This is a genomic window from Streptomyces sp. NPDC005794, from assembly GCF_042871445.1.
Classification (GTDB): domain Bacteria; phylum Actinomycetota; class Actinomycetes; order Streptomycetales; family Streptomycetaceae; genus Streptomyces.
This window is the reverse complement of the sequence record NZ_JBIAIN010000006.1, coordinates 177,565-194,144: the sequence shown is the minus strand read 5'-3', so window position 1 is coordinate 194,144 and position 16,580 is coordinate 177,565. Positions and strand designations below refer to the sequence as shown.

Annotated in this window: 15 protein-coding genes and 1 pseudogene; 8 read left to right on the top strand and 8 right to left on the bottom strand. The window is 71.2% G+C overall.

Going from position 1 to position 16,580, the window contains the following annotated elements; genetic code table 11:
- Window positions 1–17: 17 nt before the first annotated feature.
- The 6 genes and pseudogenes from ACFYQ5_RS12120 to ACFYQ5_RS12095 all read right to left on the bottom strand — a co-directional run bounded on the left by ACFYQ5_RS12120 (window position 18) and on the right by ACFYQ5_RS12095 (window position 5,847).
- A complete protein-coding gene (locus ACFYQ5_RS12120; protein WP_389196650.1) occupies window positions 18–1,448 on the bottom strand; it encodes a VWA domain-containing protein in 1,431 nt (476 codons plus the stop codon).
- Window positions 1,445–2,839, bottom strand: coding sequence for a hypothetical protein (locus tag ACFYQ5_RS12115; RefSeq protein WP_389196648.1), 1,395 nt, complete (start codon window positions 2,837–2,839; stop codon window positions 1,445–1,447). Before ACFYQ5_RS12115 ends, ACFYQ5_RS12120 begins: the two co-directional genes overlap by 4 nt.
- Window positions 2,839–3,357 (bottom strand): hypothetical protein, encoded by a 519-nt coding sequence (locus ACFYQ5_RS12110; RefSeq protein ID WP_389196899.1) that lies wholly within the window; start codon window positions 3,355–3,357, stop codon window positions 2,839–2,841. Before ACFYQ5_RS12110 ends, ACFYQ5_RS12115 begins: the two co-directional genes overlap by 1 nt.
- 86 nt (window positions 3,358–3,443) lie before the next feature.
- Window positions 3,444–3,527: pseudogene (locus ACFYQ5_RS12105) on the bottom strand (alpha-ketoglutarate-dependent dioxygenase AlkB); the annotation flags it as partial.
- A gap of 242 nt (window positions 3,528–3,769) precedes the next feature.
- Window positions 3,770–4,279, bottom strand: coding sequence for a methylated-DNA--[protein]-cysteine S-methyltransferase (locus ACFYQ5_RS12100; protein WP_389196646.1), 510 nt, complete (start codon window positions 4,277–4,279; stop codon window positions 3,770–3,772).
- Between the two features lie 80 nt (window positions 4,280–4,359).
- Window positions 4,360–5,847, bottom strand: a complete 1,488-nt coding sequence (locus ACFYQ5_RS12095) for an AlkA N-terminal domain-containing protein (RefSeq protein ID WP_389196644.1) — start codon at window positions 5,845–5,847, stop codon at window positions 4,360–4,362.
- A 132-nt stretch (window positions 5,848–5,979) separates the two neighbouring features.
- Here ACFYQ5_RS12095 and ACFYQ5_RS12090 point away from each other — a divergent pair, with 132 nt between their 5' ends.
- Window positions 5,980–6,426, top strand: a complete 447-nt coding sequence (locus ACFYQ5_RS12090) for a Fur family transcriptional regulator (protein WP_389196642.1) — start codon at window positions 5,980–5,982, stop codon at window positions 6,424–6,426.
- Between the two features lie 25 nt (window positions 6,427–6,451).
- Complete coding sequence (locus ACFYQ5_RS12085) at window positions 6,452–7,924, top strand: catalase (RefSeq protein WP_389196897.1); 1,473 nt, start codon at window positions 6,452–6,454, stop codon at window positions 7,922–7,924.
- A gap of 80 nt (window positions 7,925–8,004) precedes the next feature.
- On the opposite strand, the gene ACFYQ5_RS12080 is transcribed toward ACFYQ5_RS12085, so the two are convergent.
- Window positions 8,005–8,382, bottom strand: a complete 378-nt coding sequence (locus ACFYQ5_RS12080) for an ankyrin repeat domain-containing protein (protein WP_389196640.1) — start codon at window positions 8,380–8,382, stop codon at window positions 8,005–8,007.
- Between the two features lie 201 nt (window positions 8,383–8,583).
- Between ACFYQ5_RS12080 and ACFYQ5_RS12075 the strand changes: the two genes are divergently transcribed.
- Window positions 8,584–10,134: a sugar transferase gene (locus tag ACFYQ5_RS12075; RefSeq protein WP_389196638.1), complete on the top strand. Its 1,551-nt coding sequence runs from the start codon at window positions 8,584–8,586 to the stop codon at window positions 10,132–10,134.
- Between the two features lie 84 nt (window positions 10,135–10,218).
- On the opposite strand, the gene ACFYQ5_RS12070 is transcribed toward ACFYQ5_RS12075, so the two are convergent.
- Window positions 10,219–11,202 (bottom strand): GDP-L-fucose synthase family protein, encoded by a 984-nt coding sequence (locus ACFYQ5_RS12070; RefSeq protein ID WP_389196636.1) that lies wholly within the window; start codon window positions 11,200–11,202, stop codon window positions 10,219–10,221.
- A 114-nt stretch (window positions 11,203–11,316) separates the two neighbouring features.
- Between ACFYQ5_RS12070 and gmd the strand changes: the two genes are divergently transcribed.
- Genes gmd through ACFYQ5_RS12045 form a run of 5 tightly spaced genes read left to right on the top strand, consistent with a single transcriptional unit; the run spans window position 11,317 to window position 16,580 of the window.
- Window positions 11,317–12,330 (top strand): GDP-mannose 4,6-dehydratase, encoded by a 1,014-nt coding sequence (gene gmd / locus ACFYQ5_RS12065; RefSeq protein WP_389196634.1) that lies wholly within the window; start codon window positions 11,317–11,319, stop codon window positions 12,328–12,330.
- Entirely contained in the window at window positions 12,327–12,794 is a 468-nt protein-coding gene (locus tag ACFYQ5_RS12060; RefSeq protein WP_389196632.1) for a hypothetical protein, read from the top strand. Before gmd ends, ACFYQ5_RS12060 begins: the two co-directional genes overlap by 4 nt.
- On the top strand, window positions 12,791–15,046 hold the full coding sequence (locus ACFYQ5_RS12055; protein WP_389196630.1) for a LamG-like jellyroll fold domain-containing protein: 2,256 nt from the start codon (window positions 12,791–12,793) through the stop codon (window positions 15,044–15,046). Before ACFYQ5_RS12060 ends, ACFYQ5_RS12055 begins: the two co-directional genes overlap by 4 nt.
- On the top strand, window positions 15,043–15,753 hold the full coding sequence (locus ACFYQ5_RS12050) for a hypothetical protein (protein WP_389196628.1): 711 nt from the start codon (window positions 15,043–15,045) through the stop codon (window positions 15,751–15,753). Before ACFYQ5_RS12055 ends, ACFYQ5_RS12050 begins: the two co-directional genes overlap by 4 nt.
- A complete protein-coding gene (locus ACFYQ5_RS12045; protein ID WP_389196626.1) occupies window positions 15,753–16,580 on the top strand; it encodes a glycosyltransferase family 2 protein in 828 nt (275 codons plus the stop codon). The genes ACFYQ5_RS12050 and ACFYQ5_RS12045 overlap by 1 nt, the downstream gene beginning before the upstream one ends.

The following is a 16,580-nucleotide window of genomic DNA, read 5'->3' as shown; positions in this document are numbered from 1 at the left end:
CACCGGGCGGAAAGGCCCTACGTGAGGAAGGTCTTGAGCTCGTGGACGAGCTTGCGGATGTGGCCGGAGAGCACCGGCGTCCCCTGGTCCTTGAAGCGCTCGCGGAACCACGGGTTGACGCTGGCGCGGCCGGAGCTGGTCACGGAGCCGACCGGGATGAACTTGGCCCCGGAGCGGTGGATGGCGGCCATGCTCTCGAACAGCGGCTCGGTCTGCCATTCGTAGAAGTCCGAGATCCACACCACGACCGTGTTACGGGGCTCGGCGATCTTCGGCTGGGCCAGTGCCATGGCGACCGTGCCGTCGGTGCCACCGCCGAGGTTGGTGCGCAGCAGGGTCTCGAACGGGTCGTGCACCCACGGGGTCAGGTCCAGCGCCTGGGTGTCGTACGCGATGAGGTGGACGTCCACCTTGGGCAGGCCCGCGAAGATCGAGGCCAGGATGGTGCAGTTGACCATCGAGTCCACCATCGAGCCCGACTGGTCGACGACCACGATGAGCCGCTGGGGCGTCGTCTTGCGCGCGGTGTGGCGGTAGAAGAGCCGGTCGACGTAGAGCCGTTCCTCTTCGGGGCTCCAGTTGGTGAGGTTCTTCCAGATGGTGCGGTCGAGGTCCAGGTTGCGGAACACCCGCTTGGGCGGGACCGAGCGGTCCAGAGCGCCGACGGTCGACTTCTCCACCTGCGTACGCAGTACCTCGGCGACTTCGTCGACGAAGCGGCGGATCAGTGACTTGGCGTTGGCCAGGGCCACACCGGACAGGTTGTCCTTGTCGCGCAGCAGCTGTTCGATCAGCGACATGCTCGGTGTCAGCCGGCCGGCGAGCTGGGGATCGGCGAGCACCTCGCGCAGCCTCATCCGCTTGACGAGGCCGGCCTCGATGGAACCGAGCTCCGGGCCGATCTCCGGGATGAGACGGCTGAGGTCGGGGGACCTGCCGCCGCCGCCCGTGCCGGTCGGGCTGACACCCGCGCCTCCGGCGCGTCCGCCGCGCAGCTCGCCCGGCGTGCAGCCGAGCGCGCGCTCCAGCCAGCCCGCGTCGGACTGCCACCGGGACAGCTGTCCGGCGGTGACGGTTCCGGGAGGGTTCTGGAAGACGTTCAGCAGCACCTTCGACACGAGCGCGGCGCGTCGCACCTCCGCGGCGCGGTCGCGGGCGTCGTCGGTCTCGCCTTCTCCGTCGGCGTCCTCATCCGGCACCATCAGGCCGTCGAACTCCGCCGCCAGTTCGGGATGGCGCTGCACCACCGAGTCGACCGATGCCTGCGGATCCAGCAGCGTGGCCGGCAGCCCGATGTCCTCCACCACGGCGAGGCTCGCCGACTCCAGGGTTGCCTGCTCCTCCGGGTCGAAGAGCCGGGCGAGGAGGCGCCAGTACATGACCTGGCGGCGGTTGTCGTTCGATGCCTCTCCGGGCACCTCGGTGGGTGCACTCCGCTGTCCGGTCATTTCCGCAGCAGCCTTCCCGCTCGCTCGCTCAGCACCGTCGCGGCGTCGGTGGCGGCCTTCTCCGCCCTGGCCCCGGCCTTGTCGGTCGTGCCTCCGGCCCACGCCCCCGCGTGCACCGAGGTCACCTTCTTCCGCACCGTGGTCTCGACGGCGAGCGGCTGCACGGCGAACGTCCCGGCGTCCCAGCGGATCAGCGCGATACAGGCTCCGGACTTGGCGGCGGTCTCGGGGGTGAGCGGCCCGGCGACCGGGATGCGGTCGGTGTCGACGACCAGGTCGAGCCCGGCGACGGTGAAGGTCAGTACGCCGTCGTCGTCCGTCCGAGCCGTGTAGCCCTCCAGGAAGACGGGTACGGCGATGCGTGCCGGATGCCGGTCCAGAGGCGCGGTCACCGGGGCGGTCGCGGTGGGCAGCGCCACGCGGGCGGTGGCGAACGCCTCCGCCGGCTCACCGGGGCGGGCGTGCTCGTCACTCCAGACGAGGTCGCCCTCGGCGGTGACCGGCATACCGGTGAGGACCATCGAGCGGCCCTCTCCGGCGGCCGCGAGGAGCGACATGTGCGGGCGCAGCAACTGCCAGATCCCGGCTCCGAGGACCGTGTCGGGCTTCGGCACCGACACACTGGCGCGCACCAGGCGGGACGCCGAGCCGTCAGCGGGCTCGAACACCGCGTGCACCTGCGCCTGTGCGGCGGTCGCGTGCTCCTGTACGTCGATACCGAGGGGCAGCAGGCGCCCGTCGGCGGTCCCGGTCACGGGCGTACCGGCCGCGCCGGGCACGGTCAGCAGCATCCCGCGCGACCAGAGGTCGGCCCAGCGGCGTACCGGGAACCGCTCCGTCGACGCACCGGGGCAGGACGCGGCGAGTTCGGCGGCGAAGCCGTCGAGGAGGGTCGCGAGCCGGCGCAGGGACGGGTCGGGAAGCATCGCGGAGACGACCTCCGCCGCCCCGGACACCACCTCGTGGTCGAGGCCCTGCCATCCGCAGCGCGCCAGATCGGAGAGCCAGGCGCGGGCGGCGTTCAGCAGATTCACCGTCGGCTGCCCGTCGGCCGCCGGTGCGGCCGACGCACCGCGCGGACGGCCGGCGGCCGCCTCGACGAGGGTCAGCAGCGCGTCGTGGACGGAGCCGAGCAGCGCGGTCCGCGCGGCGGCCAGGGCCACGAAGTGGTCCTCGTCCGCTGTTCCGGCCGACGCCTTCGCGGCCGCCTCGGCGACCCTGGTGGCCAGCGGTGTCCCCACCACGGCGCCGGCGAGCCGCGTCAGGCCGTCGGCATCGGCGGCGGCCTGGGGACGGAGCAGGCCTCCGACGAGAGCGCGGTCGAAGGTGTCGACGGCATCCAGTGCTTCGTCCAGTCCGTCCACCGGTCCGGCCAGCAGGTCGGCGCGCATCACGCCACCGCCCTGGTCGGCGGGAAGAACTGCATCTCGGGCAACGGCGTGGTGGCCGGGGCGTGTTCGAGATAGGCGAGGTGACGCAGGAACCGGCTGAAGACGGATGCGGCGGCCTTCGTCGCGTCCGTCGACGGACGGGTGGTCCGCATGGCCGAGGCGAGCGTGGCCCCGTCGACGTCCTCTTCCGGGACCTCGATCTTCAGGTACCGGACGACGCGCCGGGCCCCGTACTGCAGGACCGCTTCGTTGATCAGAGCGCCTATGTGCTTGCAGAACGATCCGTGCGCACCGCCGCAGGGCCGGTTGTTGTTGGTGCTGCAGGCGAACGCGTAGGTCCCGGCGGCGACGGACGAGACGTAGACACGCCCGATGTCCGAGCCGCTGGACACCACGCCCTGCAGGCGTCCGTCGGCCAGCTCGACGAACGGAACCTTGGCGAGCTTGCGCGGCCGCGCGGGTGGTATCACCCGTGCCGTGCTCGACCTCTCCCAATCCGACAACGCGCCATCTCCAATGCACAGCTGAGGGGTTGTTCCCGCCGGATCGGCGGAACACAACTGAACCTACTGGGGGTCACTGACAACGGAGCTCGGAGCGTCCTCTACCTGAGCCCGGTGACCCGCATCGTGATGTTCAGCCGCCCCGAACGCAGCCCGGTGGCCGGGCCGCCGGTGCCCTCGTGGACGCAACAGGGCCACCAGCGCGTCGGGTTCCGCCTCGGTGTGCGGGGCGGGTTCCGGCAGCGGCACCAGGCCGTGAGCGCTGATCAGCGGGGACGCGTGGTCCGTCCGTGGGAGTGTTCTCGGCGTGGTTCTCCTGAGGTGTGCGTCCGGCGACCGGGCGGTCGGGCCGCGTCGTGGAAGACCAGGCCGAGCGTGTCTTCCTCGATTTCCCGGGACACTCTCGTGGGCCCGGGGACGCGGCCGGTCAGGCCGCCTGGTGGTGGTTCTCCAGGTCCAGGAGCTGCCGTTTGCGGTCGAGGCCGCCCGCGTAGCCGGTCAGGGCGCCGCTCGCGCCGATCACACGGTGGCAGGGGCGCACGACGAGCAGCGGGTTGGCGCCGATCGCCGTGCCGACCGAGCGCACCGCCGCACGTGAGGCGCCGATCCGCGCGGCGATCTCGCCGTAGCTGAGCGTGGTGCCGTACGGGATGGCGTCCAGGGCCTGCCACACGCGCCGCTGGAAGTCGGTGCCACGGCCGACGGCGTACTCGATGCCGAAACCGGTCCGGCTCCCCTCGAAGTAGGCCCGCAGTTCGGCCGTGATCACGGCGAAGGCCTCCGCGTTCTCCGTCCAGCCGTCCTGGACCGTCGCGCCGCCCTTCTGGCCGGGCACGGAGAGCGAGGCGAGTGCGGTGCCGTCCTGTGCGGTGGCCGACTCCTCGCCCACCAGCAGCAGTTCGCCGAGCGGGCTGTCGATCGTGGTGTAGAGCGTCATGGTCGCGGTCCTTCCGGGTTCTTCGTCGTACACGTCAACTGTGCGGGGTCCGCGTCGATGCGGCCTGCGGGTTTCGGACATCACGCCGCCGCGGCACGGGGCCGGTCCGAGGCCGCGTTCCAGAAGTGGTGCATGGCGTACGTACGCCAGGGGCGCCACGCCTCGGCGTCCACCGGGCCGGCACCCGCGTGCCGCATGCCCGCCCGGACGGCCACGTCGCCGGTCAGCAGCACATCGGGGTCGCCGAGCGCCCGCATGCGGATGTAGCCGGCGGTCCAGGGTCCGACGCCCCGCAGGCCCAGGAGCTCCCTCTCGGCCTGGTCGCGGTCGGCGCCCGGGTCGAGCCCGATCCGCCCGGTGGCCAGGGCTGCGGCGACGGTGCGCAGGGTGGCGCGCCGCGAGCCGGGCGTACCCAGCTCCTCCAGGCCCGCTTCGGCCAGGTCGCCGGGGCCGGGGAACGTATGGGTGAGGGCGCCGCTCGGCACCTGGAGGGGCGCGCCGTAAGCCGTCACCAGAGCGCTGCCGAGCCTGCGCCCGGCCGCTACGGAGACCTGCTGGCCGAGGACAGCCCGGACGGCCAGTTCGTGGACGTCGGCGGTACCGGGGGCCCGCAGTCCGGGCGTACGGGCGACGAGCGGGGCCAGGACGGGATCCGCGCCGAGGCGCTCGGTGACCGCGTGGGGGTCGGCGTCCAGGTCGAAGAGGCGGCGCATCCGCTGGGTGGCGGTCGTCAGGTCGCGCAGATCGCCCAGGTGCAGCCGGCAGTCCAGCCAGCCGTCGCCGGTCCTCTCGCGGACCTCGGCGATGCCGGTGCCGTGCGGCAGGCGCAGGGTACGCCAGTAGGTGCGGTCGCCGCGCTCACCGGCCATCTCCTCGATGCCGTCGAGGGCACGGGCCGCGAGGTGGTCGAAGATCTCGGCCGCGGCGTACGGCTCCCGGTGGGCGAGCCGCAGCGGCACTCCCCCGGCCCCGTCGGCGGTGCCGACGGACCCGAAGCGGGAGGAGGGTCCCGGGCGGGTGGTGCGCAGTTCGCCCGGGGTGAGGGCGTAGATCTCCCGGACCGTGTCGTTGAACTGCCTGATGCTGCTGAAACCGGCGGCGAACGCCACGTCGGCGGCCTGCAGGGTCGTGGTCTGCAGCAGGACCCGCGCGGTGTGGGCCCGCTGGGCGCGGGCCAGCGCGATGGGGCCCGCGCCGACCTCGGCGTTCAGCTGGCGCTGCACCTGGCGGGCGCTGTAGCCGAGGCGCGCGGCCAGCCCGGCCACGCCTTCGCGGTCGACGACCCCGTCGCCGATCAGGCGCATGGCCCGGCCCACCAGGTCGGCGCGCGCGTTCCAGTCCGGGGACCCGGGCACCGCGTCCGGGCGGCAGCGCCGGCAGGCGCGGAATCCGCCGCCCTGCGCGGCGGCCGCGGTGGGGAAGAACGCCACGTTCCGGCGCTTGGGCGTGGTGGCCGGACAGCTCGGGCGGCAGTAGATCCCGGTCGTGGACACGGCGAAGAAGAACTCGCCGTCGAACCGGGCGTCGCGGCTGGTCACCGCCTCGTACCTGCTGTCGTCACTGGTCATGCCCCAAGGGTGCGGCATCGCGCACCCCGGACGCTGGCGGAAATCGGACACCGCGCCGCCGCAGGGCCCGTGCCTCAGGACTGGTGCCATTCTTTCATTGGAATCATTCCAGAAAAGTGGTTCACTGCGTAGGTGATCGAAACCGAGGCCAGGACCCTCCTGCGCGGAGCGTCATTGCGAGTGACCCGTCCCAGGGTCGCCGTGCTCTCGGCGGTCCATGAGGCCCCGCACGCCGATGTCAGTACCCTCCTCACCTTGGTACGTACACGCATCGGCGCGGTCTCGACCCAAGCCGTCTACGACGTACTCAAGACGCTCGTCGACGCCGGACTGGCGCGGCGGATCGACCTGCCGAATTCCCCGGCACGGTACGAAGGACAGTCCTGGGACAACCATCAGCACGTGGTCTGCCGCTCGTGCGGCACGATCGCGGACGTCGATGGCCCGCGGGGCTCTCCGCGTCTCGAGGCGCCCCAGGATCACGGGTTCACCATCGACCACGTAGAGGTGACGTACTGGGGCCTGTGCCCCGGCTGCCGTACCGCGCGTGGTCAGCAGGATCCGGAGTCGGTGCACTGAAGTTTTCACACGGAGGAGCAGGAAAATTTCTGACAACACGAAGCCGCTGACCACTGCCGCCGGCGCACCGGTCGCGAACAACGAGAACGCCGTCACCGCGGGACCGCGCGGCCCGATGCTGCTCCAGGACGTCTGGTTCCTGGAGAAGCTGGCCCACTTCAGCCGTGAGGTCATCCCGGAGCGTCGTATGCACGCCAAGGGATCCGGCGCCTTCGGCACCTTCACGGTGACGCAGGACATCACCCGGTACTCCAGGGCGGCGCTCTTCTCCGAGGTCGGCAAGCAGACGGAGCTCTTCGCCCGCTTCTCGACCGTCGCCGGTGAGCGCGGCGCGGCCGACGCGGAGCGCGACATCCGCGGATTCGCCCTCCGCTTCTACACCGAAGAGGGCAACTGGGACGTCGTCGGCAACAACACGCCGGTCTTCTTCCACCGCGACCCCCACCACTTCCCCGACCTGAACCGCGCGGTGAAGCGCGACCCGCGCACCAACCTGCGGTCGGCGGAGAACAACTGGGACTTCTGGACCAACCTCCCCGAGGCCCTGCACCAGATCACCATCGTGATGTCGGACCGCGGCATCCCCGACGGCTACCGCCACATGCACGGCTTCGGCTCACACACCTACTCGTTCATCAACGAGAGCAACGAGCGCTTCTGGGTGAAGTTCCACTTCCGTACGCAGCAGGGCATCAAGAACCTCACCGACGCGGAGGCTGCCGCGGTCGTCGCCGACGACCGCGAGTCCTCGCAGGCGGACCTGTTCGACGCCATCGAGCGCGGCGACAACCCGAAGTGGACCTTCTCCATCCAGGTCATGCCGGAGGCGGACGCCGCGACGTACCGCTACCACCCGTTCGACCTCACCAAGGTCTGGTCCAAGAAGGACTACCCGCTCATCGAGGTCGGCGAGTTCGAGCTCAACCGCAACCCGGAGAACTACTTCGCCGACGTCGAGCAGGCCGCGTTCACCCCGGCCAACCTCGTGCCCGGCGTGGGCGCCTCGCCCGACCGCATGCTGCAGGGCCGGCTGTTCTCGTACGGTGACGCGGCCCGCTACCGTGTCGGCGTCAACCACCACCAGATCCCGGTGAACCAGCCGCGCGGCGCGAAGAACGTCAACACCTACCACCGTGACGGCCAGCTGCGGGTGGACGGCAACCAGGGCGCCGTGCCCGGCTACACGCCGAACAGCTACGGCCGCTGGGCGGAGCAGCCGCAGTTCGCCGAGCCGGGCCTGGCGCTCGACGGCGCCGCGGCCGACCGGTTCGACTACCGCGAGGACGACGACAACTACTTCGAGCAGCCGGGGAACCTGTTCCGGCAGATGACCCCGGACGAGCAGGACGCCCTGTTCGGCAACACCGCACGGGCCATCGACGGTGCCTCGCAGGCCACCGTGGAGCGTCACATCCACCACTGCACGCAGGCCGACCCGGCCTACGGCGAGGGTGTCCGCAAGGCCATCGAGGCCCTGCAGGCCGGCAAGCAGGCCTGAGCGACAGCCGCACGCGAGGGGCCTCGGGCGCATCGTCGCCCGGGGCCCCTCGTGCCGTGCCGGGCACTCCCCCGGCACGGCTACCGCAGCAGCGCCGTCCTGCCGAACATCTCCGCCGTGGCACGGGCGCTGGGGGTTCCCGCGTCGAGGTCGGCGCCCGCGGCGACGAGGGCCGCGACGATCGCGTCCTCGCCCTTGAACAGGGCCCCCGCGACGGGTGACTGGTCCCGGCCGTTACGCCGGTCGACATCGGCGCCGCGTCCGATGAGCGCCCGCACCGTCTCCGTCCGCCCGTGGTACGCGGCGAGCATGAGGGCCGTGTTGCCCTCCTGGTCCTGGACGTCGACCGGCAGCCCGTGGTCGAAGAACTCCAGGAGCTCCTCCGCGCGGCCCTCGCGGGCCAGATCCATGACGATCGCGACGAGTTGGCCGGTCTGTTCCTCGGAAAGCGGTTCCATGCCCTCACTTTAAGGGGCGCCCCCTGGACGGACCGGGCAGCGCGACGGGGATCACAGCGTCCGGCCTGTCTGAACTTCACCAGAACTCCAGCGAAATAGCACGTGTGTGGATATCGTGCACCGAGCGAGGGCGCATCCGTCAGTCCATGAGATCGACGGATGCGCCCCGTTTATGGGGATGCAACTGTGACTGGGGGGTTCATGGGGCATGTCGAAATACCCGAATCAGATATATCGGGCCCTGTCGGGCTCGCGGGGACACCACGACCCCGTACCGCCGGACCTCGGGACCGCACGGTGGCTCCGGAGCGATTGTGGAGAGCCCCGACGACTGTCGAGCGCGATCACGCGGAGAGACCGCGGGCGAAGAAGAGGCCCGGTCCGCGTGTACCCTGCCTCGTCCTGACCGATCTCCTGGGGCTGGGAATCCCCGCCTGGCTCGTACTGCGGGCCGGCGAACAGCCGGGGCCACCGACGGCCGCGGCGTCGGCCGCGCTCGTATGGGCCGGTGTGCGCGCGGTGCGCGGCCGGTACGCGAAGCGGCTGCCGGGGGAAGCCACCGGGGCGGCCTACGCCCCCCTCGGTGACTGGCTGGCGCTCATCGGGGTGCTGGCCGTGCTGCTGGCCGTGACGGGCGGGGGCCTCGACCCGGCTACCGCCGTCGCCGCGCTGGTGCCCGGCCTGGCCCTGGCCGTCCTCGCCAGGGCCGTCGGCCGGCTGCGGCGGTCGACGGGGCAGCCGGAAGTACGCCGGGTCCTGGTGGTCGGCGAGGCGGCGGGCCTGGACCGGGCGGTGCGTCTGCTCAACTCCCGTGAGGATCACCCGTACACGGCGGTGGCCGTGGTCCCGGTCGGCCCGGCGGCTCCGGACTGCGGGACACCGACGCCGGGGCGGCTGGCGCCCGAACCGGCCGACGACGACGTGTCCACCGTCCTCGGCGGGGCCTTCGCCCATGACGCGGACCTGGTGCTCGTCGCGCCCGGTCCACAGCTCGACGACGACCGGCTGCGCCGGCTGGCGTGGGGCCTGCACGACGGCGGGCTGGCCCTCTGCGTGCTCTCGGACCTGACGGGGGTCGCCGCGAACCGGGTACGGCCGGCCTCCGCGGCCGGACTGACGCTGCTGCACGTCGCACCGCCGCTGCGCCAGGGACCGCAGGCCGTGCTCAAGACCGTCGTGGACCGGACCGGCGCCGCGCTCGGCCTGCTGGTGCTCGCGCCCCTGCTCGTCGGGGTGGCCCTGACGGTGCGGCTCTCGTCGCCCGGCCCCGTCTTCCACCGCCAGACCCGCCACGGCCTGCACAACAGGCCGTTCACCATGTGGAAGTTCCGCACGATGGTGGCGGACGCGGAGTCCCACAGGGAGCGACTCTCGGCAGCGAACGAGAGCGAGGGTCCGATGTTCAAGATGCGCCGCGATCCACGGGTGACCCGGATCGGCCACACCCTGCGCCGGACCTCCGTGGACGAACTGCCGCAGCTCCTCAACGTACTGCGGGGTGACATGTCCCTGGTAGGCCCGCGCCCGCCGCTGCCGGAGGAGGTGTCGCGCTACGACGAGCGGGAGCTGCGACGCCTGGCGGTCCGCCCGGGACTGACCGGCCTGTGGCAGGTCAGCGGCCGGTCGGACCTCTCCTGGCAGGAGACGGTCTCGCTGGACCTCTGGTACGTCGACAACTGGTCGGTGACCACGGACATGGGGCTCCTCGCCCGTACGGTGCGCGCCGTCACCGACGGCCGCGGGGCGTACTGAGACGTGGTGGGGGGACTCGTGAAGGGTTGCGAGGGAGGCCGCGCACACGGTTTCAGAACGTACCGCGGCCGCCCGGCCGAGCGGTCAGCCCCGAGGGGTCTGCCGGCCGAGCCACCAGGCGTAGGTGCGGGCGATGCCGTCCCGCAGGGGAATCTGCGGCTCGAAGCCGAGGGAGGTGAGCCGGGACACATCGAGGAGCTTGCGCGGGGTGCCGTCGGGTTTCGACGTGTCCCAGACGACGTGCCCCTGATAGCCAGTCACATCCGTGACAATTTCGGCGAGTTCGCGGATGGTGAGGTCCTCTCCGCAGCCGACGTTGACGGGCTCGGCGCCGTCGTACGCCTCCAGGAGCCTCACACAGGCGGCGGCGAGGTCGTCGACGTGGAGGAACTCGCGGCGGGGGCCGCCGGATCCCCAGAGGGTGACCTCCCCCGCGCCGTCCCGCTTCGCCTCGTGGAACCGGCGGATCAGGGCGGGCAGCACATGCGAGGTCTCCAGGTCGAAGTTGTCGCCGGGGCCGTAGAGATTGGTGGGCATGGCGCTGATGTACGAGGCGCCGTACTGCCGGCGGTAGGACTGGATCTGCACGATCCCGGCGATCTTGGCCAGCGCGTACGCCTCGTTGGTGGGTTCGAGCGGGCCCGTGAGCAGCGCGTTCTCGGGGATCGGCTGCGGGGCGTGCTTGGGGTAGATGCACGAGGAGCCGAGGAAGAGCAGTCGCTGGATCCCGGCGGCGTGCGCGCCCGCGATCACGGCGAGCTGGATCCGGAGGTTGTCCTCCAGGAACTGCACCGGACTGGTGCTGTTGGCCATGATCCCGCCCACCTTGGCGGCGGCCAGTACGACCGCGTCCGGGCGGGTGGCACGCAGGAACGCCTCGGTCGGCGCGGCCTCGCGCAGATCGAGCTCGTCACGGCCGCGGGTGATGACTTCGTGACCGTCGGCGGTGAGGCGGCGCACCACCGCCGAGCCGACGAGGCCGCGGTGTCCCGCGACGAATATGCGCGCGCCGGGGCGCAGCAGGGGGCGGACGGATTCCTGGGGCGAGCCGGGGACATCAGTCGTCATGGCACGGATTGTGCCAGCAGCGCGGCGCCCCGGTGACTCTTTGCCATATTCCGCTCAGATCCACATATGTCGGTGAACCACATCGCCCGTAGGGCGACACACAGAGGGGGAGTCATGGCGAAGACCGCACTCATCACGGGTGTGACCGGACAGGACGGTTCGTATCTGTCGGAGCTGCTGCTCGAGAAGGGCTACACGGTTCACGGCCTGATACGCCGTTCGTCGAGCTTCAACACCGAGCGGATCGATCACATCTACCAGGGGCCGGAGGAAGCGAACCGCTCCTTCGTGCTCCATCACGCGGATCTCTCCGACGGCGTCGCGCTGGTGAACCTGATGCGGGACATACGGCCCGACGAGGTCTACAACCTGGGCGCCCAGTCCCATGTCCGGGTGTCCTTCGACGCCCCGCTCTACACCGGTGACGTCACCGGGCTCGGCACCGTGCGGCTGCTGGAGGCGGTCCGGGCCAGCGGCATCGACACCCGGGTCTACCAGGCGTCGTCGTCCGAGATGTTCGGCGCGAGCCCGCCCCCGCAGAACGAGAAGACCGCCTTCCACCCCCGCAGCCCGTACAGCGTGGCCAAGGTCTACTCGTACTGGGCGACGGTCAACTACCGCGAGGCGTACGGCATGTTCGCCACCAACGGCATCCTGTTCAACCACGAGTCCCCGCGCCGTGGCGAGACCTTCGTGACCCGCAAGATCACCCGTGGGGTGGCCAGGATCAAGGCGGGCCTGCAGGACCGGCTGCATCTGGGCAATCTCGACGCCGTACGCGACTGGGGATACGCCCCCGAGTACGTGGAGGCGATGTGGCGGATGCTCCAGTGCGACACCCCCGACGACTACGTGGTGGCCACCGGCGAGGGGGTCAGCGTCCGGCAGTTCCTGGAGTACGCCTTCGCGCACGCGGGCCTCGACTGGGCGGAGCACGTGCGCTACGACCCGAAGTACGAGCGCCCCAGTGAGGTCGACGCGCTGATCGGTGACGCGTCCAAGGCGGAGGAACTCCTCGGCTGGAAGCCGGAGGTGAAGTCGCGCGAGCTGGCCCGGATCATGGTGGACGCGGACATCCGGCTGCTGAGCGACCAGCTGGCCGGGTCCGTGGTCCGGGTGGACCGATGAGAGGGGCCGGACGCCGCACCGGGCAGGTCGACGAGACCGCGGTCCACCCGTCGGCCCTGACCGCCGCGCAGGTCACCGCGCACCACGCGCCGGCGGGCACCCCGCCCGGTCCCGGCGGCAGCACCGTCACCCTCACCCCTGACGAGGACGCGTACATCGACAGCGTGGCGGCGAACACGGCCTACGACGACCGTCAGCTCGCCTCACGGGGCACCACGGCCTGTCTGAGCCATCTGCGCTTCACTCCGCCGTCCGCCCCGTCCGCGCTGGGGACCATCACCGGCGCGGCCCCGGTCTCCACCGGCCACTCGGCGGAACTGGAGGCGTCCGCACTGGGCGGAGCCCTCGGCTCCACCACCTCACTCGCCTCGACCAGCAGCGGGACGGACCGTCTCCGCATCTGGTCGAGCGAGGCAACCGCGGCCCACCGGCCGCAGCTCGTCCTCACCTTCGGAGATGAATGATGAACGCAAGCACGGGGCGGAGACCCGGGCGGAACGGCCGTGTGCGGGCCGCGTCCGCCGCGCTCTGTCTGTTCGCCGGAGCCCTGACCGCGACCACGGCCGGGGCCTCCCCGGCGGCGGCGCTGACACCGCCGGTGTCCCTCACCGCGGACGACCTCACCACCTGGCAGACCAACGGCATCGTCTGGTCGATGGCCGCGAAGGACGGGGTCGTCTACGCGGGCGGCACCTTCTCCACCATCCGGCCGCCGGACGCGGCGGCGGGCACCTCGGAGGAACCCGCGGTCAACTTCGCGGCGTTCGACGCGGCGACGGGCGCGCCGACGGGCTGCAGCCTCTCGTTCACACTGTCCTCCGGGACGGCGACCGTACGATCCCTCGCGCTGTCGCCCGACGGGGAAACCCTGTACGCGGGCGGGCAGTTCGGGGCGGTCAACGGAGTCGGGGTCAGCAACATCGCGGCCGTCGACACCGCGACCTGCACCCCGCGTCAGGACTTCAAGATCTCCGTCTCCGCGACGGTTCGGGCACTGGACGTCACCCCGGACACCGTCTATCTGGCCGGTGACTTCAACAGCGTGGGCGGTCAGACGAGGAACAAGTTCGCCGCGGTCACCACGGGCGCCGATCTGCTGCCGTGGAGGGCCAACGCCGACGAGGTGGCGCGGGCCGTCCAGGTGACCCCCGACGGGCGGCGCGTGGCGCTCGGCGGTGACTTCTTCACGGTCAACGGCACCACCTCGCACGCCCTGGCCGTGGTCGACGCCACCACGGGCGCGCTCACCAAGAGCTTCCCGGGCTTCATCCCCAACACCTCGACGGTGCAGGACCTCACGACGGACGCGACCGGGCTGTACACCGCCAACGAGGGCACGGGCGGCGGGGTGTTCGACGGCCGGATCGCCATCGACCTCGACGACTACCAGCAGCGGTGGCGGGACACCTGCCTGGGCGCCACCCAAGCCGTGCTGGTCCACTCGGGCGTGCTGTACAGCGGCAGCCACGCCCATGACTGCGCCAGCATGGGCGGGTTCTCCGACCAGCCGCGCAAGCACCTGCTGGCCCAGTCCGTCGACGACCCGACGCTGCTGCCGTGGTTCCCGGACACGAACGACGGGATCGGTGAGCCGGTCGGGCCCCGGGTGATGGCGCAGACCGACAAGGGCGGCCACCACTACCTGTGGGTCGGCGGGGAGTTCACCACCGTCAACGGCGGCGGGCAGCAGGGGCTGACCCGGTTCGCCGACGGGCCGGACACCGGGGCGCCCTGGGTGCCCAACGTCAGTCTCTCCACGGTCACCCCGGGGCGGATCGGCGTCAACTGGCAGACCAGCTTCGACACCGACGACGGGGAGCTGACCTACCGGATCTACAAGGACGGCGCCGCCACACCCGTGCACACCGTCACCGGCTACTCGCTCTCCTGGGACCGCCCGCAGCTGAGGTGGACGGACACCGATGTGGCGGTGGGTGAGACGCACTCGTACCGCGTCACCGCGAGCGACGGCACCAACACCAGTGCCAAGTCCCCGGCTCAGTCCGCGACGGTCGCGGCGTCGGCCCAGAGCTATCCGGCGCGGGTGCTGTCGGACGGCGCCTCGCTGTACTGGCGGTACGACGAGGGCACCTCCACCTTCGCGGCAGACACCACGGGAGGCCTGAACAACGGCTTCCTGCGCAACGCGCCCGCCTACCGGCAGACACCGGCCGCGATCGGGGGCGACTCGACCGCCATCGGCTTCGACGGGGCGAGCGAGTACGCGTACAGCAACAAGCGCCACCCGCAGCCCACCCGGTTCTCGGTGGAGACCTGGATCAGGACCACCACCGGACGGGGCGGCAAGATCATCGGCTTCGGCAATCTGAGCATGCAGAACAGCACCCGCTTCGACAAGCATGTGTACATGACCAACGACGGGCGGCTGGTCTTCGGCGTCCACAACGGCGGCCGCCGCACGGTGACCACGACCGGGGCCTTCAACGACGGCGACTGGCACCATGTCGTCGCCACCCAGGGCGCCGGCGGCATGAGGCTGTACGTCGACGGGCAGCTGCGCGCGTCGAGCATCCTCTACACCGGCAACGAGGACTACCCGGGCTACTGGCGGGTCGGCGGGGACAACCTGAACAACTGGGCCAACCGTCCGACCAGCAACTTCTTCGCCGGCCAGATCGACGAGACCGCCGTGTACCCGACCGCGCTGAGCGCTTCCCAGGTCAGCGCGCACTACGCCCTGAGGACGGGTGAATGAGATATCCGTTCCTGGCCGGCGCCGCCGTCGCCCTCGCGACGGCGGTGCTGGCCGCCTGCGGCTCGTCCGGCGGGTCCGGCGGGTCCGGCGGCGGAGCCGAGAAGGCCGCCGCGGCGAGCGGCACGACGTCCGCCGCATCCGCCCCCGCGCCCTCCGTCGCCGGGCCGGCGGTCTCCCCGTCCGGCACGCAGGCCACGAAGTCCGGTGCCACGCCGAAGGCTCCCGCCGGGGACATCACCCCGGCCACGGGGTCCTTCACGAAGAAGCAGAAGGAGTATCTGACCGACCGCGTACCCAAGGGGATGGACCCGGCCGCGGTGCTCCAGAGCGGCCAGGAGACCTGTGACAGGCTCCGCTATCTGGTCAAGGCCGACCGGGGCATCGCCGTCGGCGCGATCGTCTCCGGCGAGATCGCGGACGCGGAGCCGGCCGTGGCCCATCTGTGCCCGCGGCACCAGGCCCTCGTCGACGAGGCCGCGCTCGGTTACGCCGACGGCACGCACACCGACCAGAGGCTCAGGCCGGGCGACTACCTGGCCCCCTCCCCCACGAAGGCCTGCAGCTGGCAGCTGACCGGGGCGAACGGCGAGAAGCTGACGTCGGGCTCCTCCGACACCGGCAAGGCGGTGGGGATCACCGTCCCCGGGTCCGCCCGCACCTTCACCTCCACAGGCTGCTACGCCTGGCTGCCGCAAGGAGACACATGATGAGCAAGCTGCCCATCGCCGTGGCGATCCCCACGAAGAACGAGGGCCTGAACATCGCCGAGGCGGTGAAGTCGGTCCTGGGCCACTTCGAGGCGGTCGTCGTGGTGGACTCCCACAGCACCGACGACACGGCGAGGATCGCCGAGGAGTGCGGGGCCGAAGTGGTCACGTACACCTGGGACGGAGGGCATCCGCGCAAGAAACAGTGGTGTCTGGAGAACGTCCGCACGGATCTGGACTGGATCCTGCTGCTCGACGGCGACGAGCGGCTCAGTCCCGGACTGCTGGCGGAGCTGCGGCGGATCTTCTCCGACCCGGCGAGCCCGAAGCCGGCGGCGTACGACATTCCGCTGGGCTACTGGTTCTCGGGGAAGCGGCTGCGGCACGGCTACACGATCCGCAAGCGGTCCCTGACCGACCGGACCGCGTGCTACTACCCCGAGGTCGGAGACCTCGCGGCGCCGGGGATCGGGGAGGTCGAGGGGCACTACCAGCCGGTCGCGCCGACGGCCGAGGCACTGAGCAGCCCCATCGAGCACCAGGACCTGGACCCGGTCACCGCCTGGTTCGAGCGGCACAACCGTTACTCGGACTGGGAGGCGTGGCTGGAGCACCACCCGGATGTCAAGGAGCAGGTACGGAAGGTGAAGTCCCGTCAGGGGCAGCTCTTCCACAAGGCGCCGTTCAAGCCGCTGGTGTCCTTCGCCTACATGTACGTCTACCGGCGGGGTTTCCTCGACGGGCGGGCGGGCCTGGACTTCGCTCTCGCGATGAGCTTCTACCGCTGGCAGATCGCACTCAAGTCACGTGAGGGTACGAGCGGTTGA